Source organism: Bilifractor sp. LCP19S3_H10 (assembly GCF_052119185.1).
In the GTDB taxonomy this organism is placed as follows: domain Bacteria; phylum Bacillota; class Clostridia; order Lachnospirales; family Lachnospiraceae; genus Bilifractor.
In genome coordinates this window covers 132,230-147,131 of the sequence record NZ_JBQKFT010000007.1, presented here as the reverse complement: position 1 = coordinate 147,131, position 14,902 = coordinate 132,230, and the positions used below count along the sequence as shown (strand labels likewise).

Sequence of the window (14,902 nt, the reverse complement as noted above, 5' to 3'; positions counted from 1 at the left end):
CGGGCTGATCCTGCAGCAAAGGGAATCAGGAGCAGGCGGATTATATTTTGTGTCTATGAGGCAGACGTTCTATTGATACGAGGTGAGACAAGGTGTCTGAATTTACAGGAGATCCTTGTGAAAATAATCCTCGAAAATTTCAAGGAAAAAAGAGGCCGCTGTCCTGCGGAGCGAAGGGCAGCCCATTCCACAGAAAGCTTCAGATCCTTTAACTGTCTGGACGTTAAAGCACCTGTTGACTGTAGGACATCGACAACTTCCATAGACGATGTCTTTATCTGAGCAGAGGACTCCGACAGGTTAGAACCGGTATATTTATGCGTATATAGGCAGTCGGGCGTAACTGCAAACACTGCTTTTCTGCACAGCATCAGAATCCAGAGAAGAAGATCATCGGAGCCGTTTTTTTTCATTGGATGAAGAAGCCATGCCTCCGGGATGGAAGATCGCCGGATCAGGCATTGTCCGGGAGAACGAATGGGATTCCTGACTCTGATATATATAGCAAGATTACGTACATCATCCAGATCAGCTTTTTTGAGAAAAGCCGGAAACATGGAGCCATCCTCCTGTTCCAGCCAGGCGTTGCAGACCGCTATGTCAACATCCTCTGTCATCAGACGGCTCATGATTCTTAAAAAATCCGGCGATATTTGGTCATCCTGATCAATAAAGAGAACAAAATCACCGGATGCTCTTTTAAGCCCCTCGATCCTTGCGTGATGAATTCCGCCATTTTCCGGAAGCCGGATCACCTCTGTTTCGAGGAGAGGATAGGCATTACGGGTTATGTTCATCATATCCACAGGGCAGTCCGGACTGTCATTGACGATGAGCCACTGGATCGCGGCAGATATTCTTTCCGCGTTGGATTCCAGAATATCTGCAAGCGAATGCATGTATTTATTTCCTCTGTAAAAAGGTGTGATTACACTGATTGTCTGCTGCTTCACTTCACACTTCATCCTCATACCTGCTGCCCTTGAAATCGCATCCGGTCGGCTGCACACGACTCGCGTGAGACAATCCGATGATCATCGCTGCCCTTCAGCAGCTTCATCCGTCTCCTACACACGCTTCGCGTGTGACAATTCTGTACGCGTTTTCGAAGAGCTTATTTTGAAATATTTTCTGAGTAATTTATCAGATACCTTCAAGTCAAATCGATGCTGTTCAGAAAACAGATAATTTTCCATCTTGCCCTGTCTTTTTGCATATCTTTTCAGTACCCTGAGCAGCAGATGTTTCCTGTATTGACAAACAGCAGATCTGTTTGTCCTGGCATAGAAGGATTTCTCTGACAGATGCATCCCATTGTCCCTGCAGTAATCGAAGAAATGATTATTGACGACGATACAAAATGGTCCTGATGCGTCAACAGATGCCAACTGAACATAGATATCAACATAGGTTACCTTCAGATTTTTGATCTGATTCACCATGATCTGCCTATAGTTTTGCTTCACTGATTTTCGCAATATGGTTACGTCCGTCTCTTCCTTTGCGAATAACAGCGTATGTCCCAGGGTTCCACTGACGAAAGCGATCTTTGAAGCATGAGACAAATAGCAGATCTGTTCTGTAAGAGGAAGCGTTTCCGGATATATTATGGAATAGTTATTCCTGCGATAGATATCCTCTATTGGATCTTCCCCAAATTCCGATGTCAGATGGGATGGAAGACGGCATCGCGACAAATATATTTTTGATGGCCATGTTCTTCCTGTATCGGCCTTATTAATCGCATTGTCCACAGCAAGGTTAAATACTGACAAAAATTCCGGTGTGACATATCTTCCCGGGATTAACGAAGGTTCCGGAATGCATAAATGACTTACCGTTACCGGATGATCAATATAGATCAGGCGGTTTAAGTCAACACCGATCAGCCTCAATAAATCAGCATCTGTTCCATTCTCCTGAATCTTTTCGCCAAAATATAATAACGGAGCAGAGGAATTCTCTTTTATTACATACCATAACCTTGATAGCGAATCAATTAAAAAATGTCCCCAGTGTCTGCGTACAAACCCTAAATAAATTGCATTGTCCAGGGATGTATCTCTGACGGCATTCTGGCAATCTGAATTAACCGGGGGATTATATCTGTCAACATCTGAAAGAGTATCGAATCCGGAAAAACCGATATAATTTCCCTGCTCATCGACTACTCCTCCACGCGCAGCCGGTCCTGTTGTTGTGCATGGAATGATCGTGGCTGTTCTGGTGATATGTACCTTCAGTGTCCGATTATCGACAAAATTCGAATTTATCAGTTCTTGAAAGCTCGAATCATAAAGATCATGCAAATATAAGTGGGTGATCATTCGGAATCTCCTAAGCAGTGAAGTGATGCGGACAAGACTGTCTATGGCTCTTTACATGTTCATTTATGATACCACAAACAAGGAAAGCTTACAATCTGCCGCGAGCAGCTTTCGTGACGCGGGGACTTATACAGTTACCGTATTGGCGTCTGCCGTCTACAGAGTATGAAATCGCCATACCGCGTTAGTTGAAATAGTTGGGGGTCGATGATATATTTAGATGTAAATCAACCTTTTATCGCCGGAAGATTTCAGGGAGAATCATCAGATCAAGAGGCAGGTTTTTATTTACGCGAACAGTGAGCCGCAGCCGAATGCGAAGTATTCGTGTGCGGCGAGCGTCGCGATAGCGAGATAAAACTCGCGCAGCGTGTTTTATCTCGTTCAGAATCAGATTAAAGCAGGTATAGTATTATGAATGAAAAACAAGAGAAAATATCAGTTGTTATACCGACATATAACCGCAGAGATTCTATTACAAATTGTCTGAGAAGTGTGTTGAATCAGTCTTATCAGAACCTCGAGGTAATCGTGGTTGACGATGGTTCTACCGACGGCACGGAAGAGATCTTCCGTGATTTTCCGGACAGCCGTGTCATTTATCATCGATACGAATCAAATCAGGGAGCAAACCATGCAAGAAACGTAGGAATCCGCATGGCGTCAGGAAAGATTATTGCCTTTCAGGACAGTGACGATGAATGGATGCCGGAAAAGCTGGAAGAGGAATCTAAATATCTGATTCAGAACCAAAAGGATCTGGTTTTCTGCGGAATGAATCGCATTGAAAACGGAACGACGACTTACCATCCGCTCCGTGATTTTGATGAGACCGGGGATGCTGTGGATCAGCTGCTATATGGCAATCTGATCAGTACGCAGACGATCGTTGTACGGCGTGAGGTGGCATTGGATATCATGTTTGATGAAAAGCTCAGGCGTTTCCAGGACTGGGATTTTGTAATTCATACGGCTGTTAAAGGCTACAAAATCGGTTATATCAAAAAACCGCTGGTAAACAGTGTGGTCATGGACGACAGCATTTCATCGAGGGTAACCAATACCGCCGGAGAGAAAATCTACGAGAAATATAAATCATGGTATGACAAATACCCGTTATCCAAAGCTCATCAGCTGCGCATGATGGCACATGCGTGCGCAGTTGATGGGGATTCTGAAAAGGCAGGGATTTTTCTCAGAGAAAGTCTGCATACAAAATTCAGTTTTTCCATTCTGGTCCGTATGATTGCAAATCACATGGGACTCTGGGGAAGATCGGGCAAAAAGTAGAACAGGGACTCAGGTCCCTGTAGAATGCGGTCCTTCTGGAATACATTTTACCGGTTCACTTCCGAAAATGAATCAGCTTTTTAACATCATCTTTATCGAGGCAGAATAGAATTCCAAGGCATGCTGCCGCGCAAAGAATTACACAGAGAAAGATCGTGATAAAATTATTACTGCTCAGAAAATGCCTGATTCCTGCACAGATTACCATGACAGCGGCAAACTCTGTGGCAGCAATGACCACATTCCGTCTAATTGAAATCTTAACCTTTTTTCGGGTGTAGAAGATACCAAGACAGAAAATAGAAATCTCTGACAATAATGTGGTGAACGCGGCGGCATTTTGTCCGAAGGCCGGAATGAGGACGAAGTTGAGAACAATATTAATGAGTGCGGAAAACATAGTTGCAAAAAGTACCTGTGTCTCCATTCCGAAGGAAATCATGATTACATTAATGAAGAAGGAAGCCATGGTCGCAAATATGATGGAGATACTCAGAATCTGAAGAGATGTAAAGGCCATCTCATATTCAACACCAGAAAACAGAACAATAATATTCCTGGACAGACTGAAGAGTCCTGCGCTTATCGGGAAGGAAAAAATAATCAGACTGCCTATGATCCGGCTGAGGTGACGATTCAGCGTCTGCGGTTTTACACTGTCCCTCTCGTGAGATATTCTCGGAACAGCGACCGTAAGAGATGCATTCAGCATCTGTTTCAGCATGGTATAGAACTTCGAGGACACAGTATAAAGACCTACCTCTGATTCATTTTTCAGAAGACCGAGAATGGTAATATCCGAGTTCACATAAATAGTCGTGGCAACGGCGGATCCAAAGAGCATGAAAATCGGCTTCATATTACGGTGAAGGTCCATATGAAGAGTCAGACGCGGATGCAGATCATAGTGCTTGCGAATGTAGGTGACATTCATGATATTCGCCAATATTGTACCGATGGAGCAGGTAACCGCGTAAAGCAGATAATCGTTTTTGCTGTGTACAAGCAAAAGCATCAGAACTACTGCAATTCCCTGACATATAATGTATCGGATGGTAATAAATTCATAATCTTCGAATATGGAATTGATCCAGTCGGTACCAATGGTATTAAAAAGTACCGTAGAAGCCTGAATTAACAGCAGAAGAGTATACCCGTCCAGTTTTTTCCAGAAGCAGATCAGCAGAAAAAGAACAATATATGCCACAATCATAGAACAGATATTTATAGAAAAAATCTGATTGCAGAACTTCTGAAGTTCCTTCCTGTTGTCTTTAATTCTTGAACCCTCACGAATGGAATAGTTGGTAATGCCGAGGGCCGCGATCATAAGAATGTAGCTTACGATAGAATTACTGAAATTAACTTTTCCATAATAGTACTTCCCCAGTACACGTGATATATAGGGGAAAGTAATAATCGGATATATAATGGTACAGATCTGTTTGATCGTGTTGAGAACAGCGTTTTTACGAAGAGATGACTGGCTACTCATATTATCTGAGAAGTGATTCGTTCTCATGCATCATCTTTGCAGAATTTAAGAATGAGGCGGAATCGCTTCCTTGTCCTTTCTCATTAATGACAGAAGTAAATTACAGGATTTTTCCATTTCACGTGATTTAAAAAGAAATCTCTGATAACCGGTCTTCAGGGATTGTCTGGTTGATACATCCTCAAAATGGAGTACCTGGAGTGCCGGATCATAAACGACCTTTAAATGATCCCTCTGACATTCATACCCCAGGATCTGCTCTTCGAAGTACATAAAGGTATCCGGGTAAAAGCAATAGGGACGTTTCCGGATAAAATCGCGTGAGAAAATATAGCATGCGCCAAAAAGAACTACATCCTCCCGATATTTCTGCCAGAGCGTTTTCAGTTGTTCCTGATGATCACGCTCGGCTTTCTTCTGCATTTCATCTTCTGCTGAGTATTTTCCGAGAATTCTTCTCGCAAGATTCGACAGAGCGTGAACAAATGAATATACCGGCTTAATATTGATGAAAAAATATCGCAGAGACTCCTCCAGATACATAAATCCGGGATGTTCCATAATTTCATGGTAATATTGTGCTTTCAGGGTCAATTCCTCTTCGGATATTACGGAAAGACTGAAGGGATTTTGATGGACCTTACGTGATGTCGAATAGGTATCCGGTCCGAGAACGGAGAAAGGCGTTTCCTGATATTTTTCTGCGATTTTCTGAAGAAAATCTGACTGCTCAATGATGACATCATTGTTCATCACAATCACAAAATCGAGATCGTAGTGCTGAATCAGAAAATCATAGCCTGCGTTGTTTCCCCTGGCAAAGCCCAGGTTTTCATGATTCAGAATTACCTCTACCTGTGATTTGCCTGAGAAATGCTCCTGCAAACGCTTCCCGCTTCCATCGGGAGATGCATTATCTACAACAGCAATGTGAAGATTGTCTGAGGAAAACAGCTTAAGTATGGATGACACACATCTGACGGTCATCTCATAAGCCCTGTAATGCAGAATTACAAATCCAAAATTCATATGTCGATATCCCACTGTTTATCAAAATGACATTTGCAGACTCAGCCATAATGCTTTTGCATCGCGGTTCCCGCCTGATGAAAAGGAAAACAATTGGCTTTGTACATGTTGTGGCGGCCCGCTTGCGGGGCATGAGGGTTTACTGTGCCTGCAGAAACAAGCTCGCAAATATGATTTTCACATTACCATAAATCCCATGATTGTCAAGTTCAGAAACTGTACTGATATTAGGAAGAAAATCGCTGATGCGTGGCTGTCCGAATTGAAAAATCCTTATACATAAATTGCGGAGTCCTTATACATAAAGGCCTTGACGCGCCGCCTTTGAATGCTTATAATAAAACAGATGTTCTCTGGAAAGAGGTATATGACTGCACGGATCTGACCTTTATGATTGACGGATCCGGAAGTAAAAAAGATTTGTCTCGCCGCATGAATTAGAGCGGCATGTTGAGGAAAGCAAGGAGGAAGATAATTATGAGTAAGATGACATGGCAGCCGAAGAAGGTTGATAAAAGAGTTCACGGATTCCGCGCAAGAATGGCTACAAAGGGCGGAAGAAAAGTTTTAGCTGCAAGACGTGCAAAAGGCAGAAAAGTATTAGCATAAGCATAGATTGAAGCAGACCGGAGACCGCAGTTTATTCTGTGGTCTTTTCTTATGAAAGAATACTTTTGAAAAGGAATACACATGAAGTTTTCAGAAAGTCTGAAGAAAAACACGGATTTTCAGAAGGTTTACAGACAGGGAACATCAGCAGCAAATAAATATCTTGTCATGTACATCCTGGAAAATCAACTGGAAAAAAACAGAATCGGTATTTCTGTCAGCAAAAAGGTCGGCAACAGTGTGGTTCGTCACCATCTGTGCAGACTAGTCAGAGAGGCTTACAGATTAAAAGAGGAAAGTTTTTCCAAGGGCTTTGATGTGGTTGTCATCTGCAGAGTCGGATCAAAGAACTGCACACAGAAGGAGATCGCGGACGCGCTCTATCATCTGGGCAGAAGACATCACATACTGGAGGATAAAGAATGAATCAGAAAATGAAACCCAGGTATGTCATGATACAGGGGATTCGTCTTTATCAGAAATATCTGTCACCATTAAAGGGGGGAATCCGCTGTCCATATATTCCGTCCTGCTCCCAGTACGCCGTACAGGCGATTGAGAAATATGGTGCAGTCAAAGGCGGCTTGCTGGCGTCCTGGAGAATCCTGAGATGCAATCCGTTCTCACACGGCGGGATTGATCCGGTACCGTGAGCCAGAAAGAAAATTCCGGGAGGAAGATAATTTGGAACTTTTATTAAGCAAGTCCAGCATGCCCTTGATCAAATACATTGCGCAGCTGCTCGGATGGCTGATGAATGGAATTTATTTTGTACTTTACAAAATTGGTATTCCGAATATCGGTCTTTGTATCATATTCTTCACCATTATCATCTATTTATTCCTTACACCAGTACAGATCAAGCAGCAGAAGAGCTCCAAGGTCATGAACGCAATTCAGCCGGAACTTCAGAAACTGCAGAAAAAATATCAGGGAAAGAAAGATGCAGCTTCTCAGCAGAAGATGCAGGAGGAGACGATGGCACTGTACTCGAAGTACGGAGTGTCGCCTACCGGAAGCTGTCTGCCTCTGCTGATTCAGATGCCGATTCTGTTCGGCCTGTATCAGGTAATTCTGTACATTCCCGGATATGTATCCAGGGTTGCGAATATTTTCAACAGCCTTGCCGTCAAGATTTCCACGGTTGACGGATACCAGAAGATTATCACCGATTTTGTGGCAAACAACAAAATTCGTGTGAACGGAAAAGGTGATTACACCGTAAACCGGATCATCGACATGATGTATGTGATGAAGCCGTCACAGTGGGCTAAGCTTGAGGGCATCAAGCAGTTTGCATCCTTTAAGGATCAAATGGGCAGTGTTGCCGCGCAGTCCGCGAGAATCAACAACTTCCTGGGAATCAACATTTCCGAGACTCCTTGGGATGCCATCAAATCAGGATTCAGCAACATTGCCGGAGGAACGGCGACAGCCGCAATCATCGGAGCACTGATTGCGGGTATCCTGGTTCCTGTGCTTGCATGGTTTACACAGTGGCTGAATATGAAGCTGATGCCGCAGCAGAGCACAGACAGTGACAACGCTATGGCCCGTCAGATGAACAGCATGAATATGATCATGCCGATTTTCTCGGCAGTTATCTGCGTTACCTTCAGCATGGGTATTGGTATCTACTGGATTGCCGGTGCAGTCATCCGTGCCATACAGCAGGTAATCATCAACCGCAGCATAGGCACAGTTGATGTCGAGGAGATGATCGAGAAACAGGCCGCCAAGGCAGAAAAGAAAAAAGAAAAGAGCAAGGATTACGTCAACAACGTAACACAGAACGCCCGTACAAATGTGAAGCATATTCAGAATTCACGATCAAATGGAAAAGATATAGATTCCTCTCAGTTTTACAAGGATACGGAGAATCTGAACCCGGACAGCATCACTGCGAAGGCAAACTGGGTAAAGAGCTTTGATGAGAAAAAAAACAGCGGAAGGAATAGTGGAAGAAAATAACGGGAGGCATGAACATGAACTTTATGGAAGTATCCGCGAAAACCGTGGATGACGCCATTACAAAAGCATGTATTGAGCTTGGACTCTCCAGTGATCAGCTGGATATCCAGGTGATCAGTGAAGGCAGTTCAGGCTTCCTTGGAATCGGCAGTAAACCGGCAGTGATTCAGGTCCGCCGGAAAGAGGAAAAGGAAGCAGGAAAGAAATCCGGAAAGGTTCCGGAAAATCATGGATCAGAGACAAAGGCAGAACCTGTGAGAAGTGCGGATTCCGCGGCACAGGCAGAACCTGCGAAAAACGGGGAAAAACCGGTTCGTGCAGAAAAAACCTCCGATCAGCGGATGACGTCCGGAGAGAAATCCGGGAAAAGCGGAGAGGAGAGGAACGCAGCGCAGCCGGCGGAGTCTTCTGACACAGGAAAAGCAGAGAAGGAGCCGGGACATGAGAAACCGGCAGAGACAAAGACTCCGGATAAGAAGGATGTACCGGTAGAGAGAACGGCGGAAGAAATTGTTACGATGAAAGCTTCCGCATCCAAATTCCTGGACGGTATCTTCAAGGCAATGGAGCTTCCTGTCAATATCACAATTGAGTACAACCAGGAAGAGGGAAGCCTCGACATCGATTTTGAGGGCGATGACATGGGTATTCTGATCGGTAAGAGAGGACAGACTCTCGATTCTCTTCAGTATCTGGTATCTCTTGTCGTGAACAAGGACCAGAAAAACTATGTCCGCGTAAAGCTTGATACCGAGGATTATCGCAGACGCCGCAAGGAAACCCTGGAGAATCTGGCGAACAATATCGCAAATAAGGTCCGCAGAAGTCATCACGCGGTTTCTCTGGAAGCAATGAATCCTTATGAAAGAAGAATCATTCATTCCGCACTGCAGAACAACAAATATGTGGAAACGCACAGTGAGGGAAATGAACCGTACCGTCATGTCGTTGTAACTCCGAAAAAGGGCGGTTACCGGGACTGATTTTTTCCTGCTCTGAATCAGAGAGAAAACGGTCATGACCCGCAGGCGGATCACTACAGAATGTATATATCGCCCGCATCGGAAGAACATATCGACATGCCGGATAGATCCGGAGAATGCCGCTATATGTTTTTTCGATGCGGGTTTTTTATTTACGCGAACAGTGAGCCGCAGCCGAATGCGAGGTATTCGTGTGCGGCGAGCGTCGCGATAGCGAGATAAAACTCGCGTAGCGTGTCTTTTCTCGTTGGAAGAGAATGATATTCTTGTGAACCCGGATTATGTTGATAACTTACGTTCAATGTTGATAAAAAGCAATTTATCGGTATGATTGCGTGAGCGTTTACGAACAATCTGGCGGAATGAAAGAAAGGTGAAATCGGATATGGCTGAAAACTTTGAAGATACAATCGCAGCAATTTCAACTGCAATGGCGCCCTCTGGAATCGGCATTGTGAGGATCAGCGGCAAAAATGCCTTTGCGATTGCTGATCGTGTCTATTCAGGAAAAAAAGGAAAAAGGCTGTCTGATCAGAAGCAATATACGATTCATTACGGTCACATATCCGATAACGGAAAAAAAATAGACGAGGTTCTGGTACTGGTGATGCGCGAGCCGCATTCCTACACAGGTGAGAATACGGTAGAAATTGACTGTCACGGAGGAGTGCTGGCGACCCGAAGAGTTCTTGAGGCGGTAATTCATGCCGGAGCGCGGCCGGCGGAACCTGGAGAATTCACAAAGAGAGCCTTTCTGAACGGCCGCATGGATCTCTCACAGGCAGAGGCTGTTATGGACATCATCTCGGCCAAAAACGATTATGCTCTGAGAAGCGCGCAGCAGCAGCTGTCGGGATCAATTTCGGAAAAAATAGAGACGGTTCGCCAGAGGCTCTTATATGAGACCGCGCATATCGAGGCAGCACTGGATGATCCAGAGCACATCAGCCTGGAGGGGTACGGACCGGAACTTCGCAGGATCGTAGAAGAGCAGAGGACAGAAATCCGGAAGCTTTTGCTGTCCGCCGACTCAGGAAAGCTGATTCAGGAGGGAATCAAGACCGTGATCCTGGGAAAGCCGAACGCGGGAAAATCCTCTCTGCTGAATCTTCTGCTGGGGGAAGAGAGAGCAATTGTCACCGATATCGCCGGCACAACCAGAGATGTTCTGGAGGAACAGATCAATGTCCGTGGAATTACCCTGCGTATACTGGACACCGCGGGAATCCGGAATGCCTCGGATAAGATCGAGCAGATCGGTGTCAATCGCGCAATTGATCAGGCCAGGGACGCGGATCTGATCCTGTATGTCGTAGACCGGTCGGTTCCCCTGGATCAGAATGATTACGAGATCATGAAATTGATCCAAAACAGGAGGACCATCATTGTCCTGAACAAGAGTGATCTGGATTCCGAGGTCACCGAAGATATGCTGAAGGAGGAGCTCGCGAATCATTCGGAACTTACTCCAACTGCGGCTCATCCGGGACTTACTTCAGGCGTGGAACATTCCGGCGGTCAGCGTGAGACAATGACTGACTTTGCCGGATTGCATGAGCAGGTGAGTAATTCTGTCGGCATATCCGAAACTGTGATTCTGAATCTTTCGGCGAAGGAAAAAGAGGGGCTGGAAGGTCTGGAAAAACAGATTGAAAAAATGTTCTTCAATGGTAAGATAGAATTCAACGATCAGATCTATGTCACAAATGCCCGCCATAAAAAAGCACTCGAGGATGCGGAAAACTCCCTTGATTACGTGATCAAGAGTATTGATGATCAGATGCCAGAGGATTTCTGGTCCATCGACCTGATGGGAGCAATTGACGCACTTGGCCGGATCACCGGGGAGTCACTGGGAGAAGATCTGGTCAATGAAATCTTTGCAAAATTCTGCATGGGAAAATAGATGAAGGATCTTGTCGATGAAATCTCTGCGAAATTTTAATCCTGCATGGGAAAATAGATGAAAGATCAGGTCGATGAAATCTCCGCGAAGTATTGCTTTGAAAATAACAGAAGAGAGAAATATAGCTTTAGCGATAAAATGATAGTAATATAACCAATATAATATATTATTGAAATGAAAAAATATATAATGTATATTATCATAACTCACTGTAGCCGTATCCGAATTTTCATTCTAATTTTAAATCCCATGTGATACATCGTGCCATATGCTGTACAAGCTTAAATGGTTTATGTTGATAACTGAGGAAATTTGTTGATAACTGATGAAAATCAGATGAAGGAAGACATCATGCCTGTGATTGAAAAGTATTACGATGTAGTAGTTGTAGGTGCCGGTCATGCCGGATGCGAGGCTTCTCTTGCATGTGCAAGACTTGGCCTTGAAACGATTGTTTTTACCGTCAGCGCGGATAATATTGCGATGATGCCGTGCAATCCGAATATTGGCGGAACCTCCAAGGGTCATCTTGTGAGAGAGATTGACGCCCTGGGCGGCGAAATGGGAAAAAATATTGACCGTACATTTATTCAGTCCAAAATGCTGAATAAATCAAAAGGACCTGCCGTTCATTCCCTCAGAGCACAGGCGGATAAGAGTGAGTACAGCAGAAGCATGAGACGTGTGCTGGAAAATCAGGATCACCTGACCATCAAACAGGCAGAGGTGTCTGATCTGATCGTCGAGAATGGTGTCTGTAAAGGAGTCCGAACCTTTTCCGGCGGTATTTATCACAGCAAGGCAGTGGTCCTTTGTACCGGAGTGTATCTCAATGCACGGTGTCTGTACGGGGATACCGTCAATTATACAGGACCAAATGGATTACAGTCTGCCACACATCTCACCGATTCACTGAAGGCCAATGGAATTGAGATGTTCCGTTTCAAGACCGGAACACCTGCGCGTATCGACAAACGTACCATTGACTTCACAAAGATGGAAGAACAGAAGGGTGATGATCCCGTCATTCCATTCTCATTCTCAACAGACCCTGCTTCAGTTCAGATCGAGCAGGAATCCTGCTGGCTGACGCACACAAATGAGAAGACGCATGAAATAATAAGAGCAAATCTGGACCGATCTCCACTGTATTCCGGCAAGATCCACGCGACCGGGCCAAGATACTGTCCGTCCATTGAGGATAAGGTGGTAAAATTCGCGGACAAGAACAGTCACCAGGTTTTTATCGAGCCGGAAGGAAAATATACAAACGAAATGTATGTGGACGGCATGTCAAGCTCGATGCCTGAAGATGTGCAGGACGCGATGTATCGTACAGTTCCCGGCCTGGAGCATGCGAAAATTGTCCGGAACGCTTACGCCATAGAGTATGACTGCATCAACCCGGTTCAGCTGAAGCCTACCTTTGAATTCAAGAAAATACAAGGACTTTTTTCCGGCGGACAGTTTAACGGAAGCTCCGGTTATGAAGAGGCGGCGGCACAGGGACTTTATGCGGGTATCAATGCGGTTATGGAGGTAAAAGGAGAGGAACCTCTGATTCTCGATCGTTCGGATGCTTATATCGGAGTTCTCGTAGACGATCTCTGTACCAAGCAGACATTTGAGCCTTATCGGATGATGACGAGTCGGGCTGAATACAGACTGCTGCTTCGCCAGGATAATGCTGACCTCCGGCTGAAAAAATACGGACATCGGGTTGGTCTGATCAGTGATGAGGAATATGAAAAGACACAGAAGAAACAGAAAGAGATTGAAGACGAGATTAAACGAGTCACAAATACTTTTGTCGGACAGACAGAAGAGGTACAGAACTTCCTGAGCAGTAATCATTCAACAGAGCTGAAAAGCGGCAGTTCCATAGCGGAGCTCATTCGGCGTCCGGAGCTGAATTACAAAATGCTTGCTGAAATTGATCATGACCGTCCGGTCTTGCCGGAGGATGTTGGTGAACAGGTTAATATCAACATCAAGTATGAAGGTTATATCAAGAGACAGATGAAGCAGGTGGAGCAGTTCAGAAAGAAAGAATCGTGGAAAATTCCGGATGATATCGATTATGAAGTCGTATCGAGTCTCAGAATAGAAGCACGTCAAAAATTGGAGAAGTATCGCCCCATCAGCATCGGGCAGGCATCGCGTATTTCCGGGGTTTCTCCTTCCGATATATCTGTACTTATGGTATATCTGGAAAGCAGACGGCAGCAGAAAGACTGAGAAAATGCGGCAGCCGCAGAAAATCTGAAAAGCAGAAAAACAGAAGTAGGGAAATACAGTAGACCAACTGAGAATGAGTTCCACTTACAGGTGTAAATGAAATGAATGAAGCAAATGATTTATATGAACATAAATACTCTGCAGATCGATTCAGGGACGAATTAGCAGAGATTCATCTCTCCCTGACGGACGAACAGGTCAAAAAGTTTATGCTTACATATGAGATGCTTGTTGAAACGAACAAGGTAATGAACCTTACAGCAATCACAGATTTCGACGACGTGATTACCAAGCATTTCATTGACAGTCTATCTCTTGTCCGGATCAAAAAGATCAGAGACGAACTAGTCAACCGTAAAGATTTAAAGGTAATCGATATGGGGACAGGTGCCGGTTTTCCGGGAATCCCTCTCGCAATCGTTTTTCCGAATGTGAAGTTCGTACTGGTCGACGCACTTATGAAGAGAGTAAAGTATCTGACAGCTTTGATTGAAAAAATAAATCTGACAAATGTAACCGTCCTGCAGAAAAGAGCTGAGGATATCGGACGAGACCCGATGCACAGAGAACAGTATGATATTGCAGTATCCAGAGCAGTTGCAAACCTTTCTCCTCTTTGTGAATACTGCTTGCCGCTTGTAAAGGTAAACGGAGACTTCATCGCTTACAAGTCAAATAAAGCGGAAGAAGAAATCGCAACATCCAGAAGAGCAATATCTACACTCGGAGGTAAAATAGCCGGGATAGAAACGTTCCTTATGAACAATCCGTCAGACAACGAAAAAATAGAACGGAATCTCATTGACATTAAAAAAGTCAAGAAGATACCCGCAACATATCCTCGAAAGGCAGGAACACCCACAAAAAAACCTTTATAGAATATTAAAGATTAAGAGCCCGATATAAACTCTTACAGACTGCAATATTAGAGATAATACAAGCTCTGATCAAACAAATGCATAGCATAATCATAAACGTATCATAATAATAAATGTTCCACGTGAAACATCATGAACGAATTTATGTCTAAGACGTAAATCAACTGTCCGCGACA

Annotated in this window: 13 protein-coding genes; 9 read left to right on the top strand and 4 right to left on the bottom strand. The window is 44.4% G+C overall.

The window, feature by feature from the left end; translation table 11 throughout:
* Nucleotides 1-53: 53 nt before the first annotated feature.
* Both ACTQZS_RS07790 and ACTQZS_RS07785 read right to left on the bottom strand, forming a co-directional pair.
* Nucleotides 54-965: a glycosyltransferase family 2 protein gene (locus tag ACTQZS_RS07790; protein ID WP_441475303.1), complete on the bottom strand. Its 912-nt coding sequence runs from the start codon at nucleotides 963-965 to the stop codon at nucleotides 54-56.
* Nucleotides 966-1,067: 102 nt separating this feature from the next.
* On the bottom strand, nucleotides 1,068-2,327 hold the full coding sequence (locus tag ACTQZS_RS07785; protein WP_441475302.1) for a glycosyltransferase 61 family protein: 1,260 nt from the start codon (nucleotides 2,325-2,327) through the stop codon (nucleotides 1,068-1,070).
* Nucleotides 2,328-2,741: 414 nt separating this feature from the next.
* Here ACTQZS_RS07785 and ACTQZS_RS07780 point away from each other — a divergent pair, with 414 nt between their 5' ends.
* Complete coding sequence (locus ACTQZS_RS07780; protein ID WP_441475301.1) at nucleotides 2,742-3,617, top strand: glycosyltransferase family 2 protein; 876 nt, start codon at nucleotides 2,742-2,744, stop codon at nucleotides 3,615-3,617.
* 55 nt (nucleotides 3,618-3,672) lie between these two features.
* Here ACTQZS_RS07780 and ACTQZS_RS07775 read toward each other — a convergent pair whose 3' ends face one another.
* Together ACTQZS_RS07775 and ACTQZS_RS07770 are read right to left on the bottom strand one after the other, a co-directional pair.
* Nucleotides 3,673-5,112, bottom strand: coding sequence for a flippase (locus ACTQZS_RS07775; RefSeq protein WP_441475300.1), 1,440 nt, complete (start codon nucleotides 5,110-5,112; stop codon nucleotides 3,673-3,675).
* A gap of 45 nt (nucleotides 5,113-5,157) precedes the next feature.
* Nucleotides 5,158-6,141, bottom strand: coding sequence for a glycosyltransferase family 2 protein (locus ACTQZS_RS07770; protein WP_441099334.1), 984 nt, complete (start codon nucleotides 6,139-6,141; stop codon nucleotides 5,158-5,160).
* 477 nt (nucleotides 6,142-6,618) lie between these two features.
* On the opposite strand from ACTQZS_RS07770, the gene rpmH reads away from it, so the two are divergent.
* From rpmH to rsmG, 8 genes are all read left to right on the top strand, one after another.
* Nucleotides 6,619-6,750 carry a 50S ribosomal protein L34 gene (gene rpmH, locus ACTQZS_RS07765; RefSeq protein ID WP_004603371.1) on the top strand — a complete coding sequence of 44 codons (132 nt, stop codon included), beginning with the start codon at nucleotides 6,619-6,621 and terminating at the stop codon, nucleotides 6,748-6,750.
* Between the two features lie 81 nt (nucleotides 6,751-6,831).
* Nucleotides 6,832-7,176: a ribonuclease P protein component gene (gene rnpA / locus ACTQZS_RS07760; RefSeq protein ID WP_441099335.1), complete on the top strand. Its 345-nt coding sequence runs from the start codon at nucleotides 6,832-6,834 to the stop codon at nucleotides 7,174-7,176.
* The gene (gene yidD / locus ACTQZS_RS07755; RefSeq protein WP_441099336.1) at nucleotides 7,173-7,403 is read left to right on the top strand and encodes a membrane protein insertion efficiency factor YidD; all 231 of its coding nucleotides are present in this window, start codon (nucleotides 7,173-7,175) and stop codon (nucleotides 7,401-7,403) included. Before rnpA ends, yidD begins: the two co-directional genes overlap by 4 nt.
* A gap of 31 nt (nucleotides 7,404-7,434) precedes the next feature.
* A complete protein-coding gene (locus ACTQZS_RS07750; protein ID WP_441475299.1) occupies nucleotides 7,435-8,721 on the top strand; it encodes a YidC/Oxa1 family membrane protein insertase in 1,287 nt (428 codons plus the stop codon).
* A gap of 14 nt (nucleotides 8,722-8,735) precedes the next feature.
* The gene (gene jag / locus ACTQZS_RS07745; RefSeq protein WP_441475298.1) at nucleotides 8,736-9,704 is read left to right on the top strand and encodes an RNA-binding cell elongation regulator Jag/EloR; all 969 of its coding nucleotides are present in this window, start codon (nucleotides 8,736-8,738) and stop codon (nucleotides 9,702-9,704) included.
* A gap of 385 nt (nucleotides 9,705-10,089) precedes the next feature.
* A complete protein-coding gene (gene mnmE / locus ACTQZS_RS07740; RefSeq protein ID WP_441475297.1) occupies nucleotides 10,090-11,610 on the top strand; it encodes a tRNA uridine-5-carboxymethylaminomethyl(34) synthesis GTPase MnmE in 1,521 nt (506 codons plus the stop codon).
* 351 nt (nucleotides 11,611-11,961) lie between these two features.
* Nucleotides 11,962-13,848: a tRNA uridine-5-carboxymethylaminomethyl(34) synthesis enzyme MnmG gene (gene mnmG, locus ACTQZS_RS07735; RefSeq protein WP_441475318.1), complete on the top strand. Its 1,887-nt coding sequence runs from the start codon at nucleotides 11,962-11,964 to the stop codon at nucleotides 13,846-13,848.
* Between the two features lie 101 nt (nucleotides 13,849-13,949).
* Nucleotides 13,950-14,726 (top strand): 16S rRNA (guanine(527)-N(7))-methyltransferase RsmG, encoded by a 777-nt coding sequence (gene rsmG, locus ACTQZS_RS07730; protein WP_441475296.1) that lies wholly within the window; start codon nucleotides 13,950-13,952, stop codon nucleotides 14,724-14,726.
* The last annotated feature ends 176 nt before the right edge of the window (nucleotides 14,727-14,902 follow it).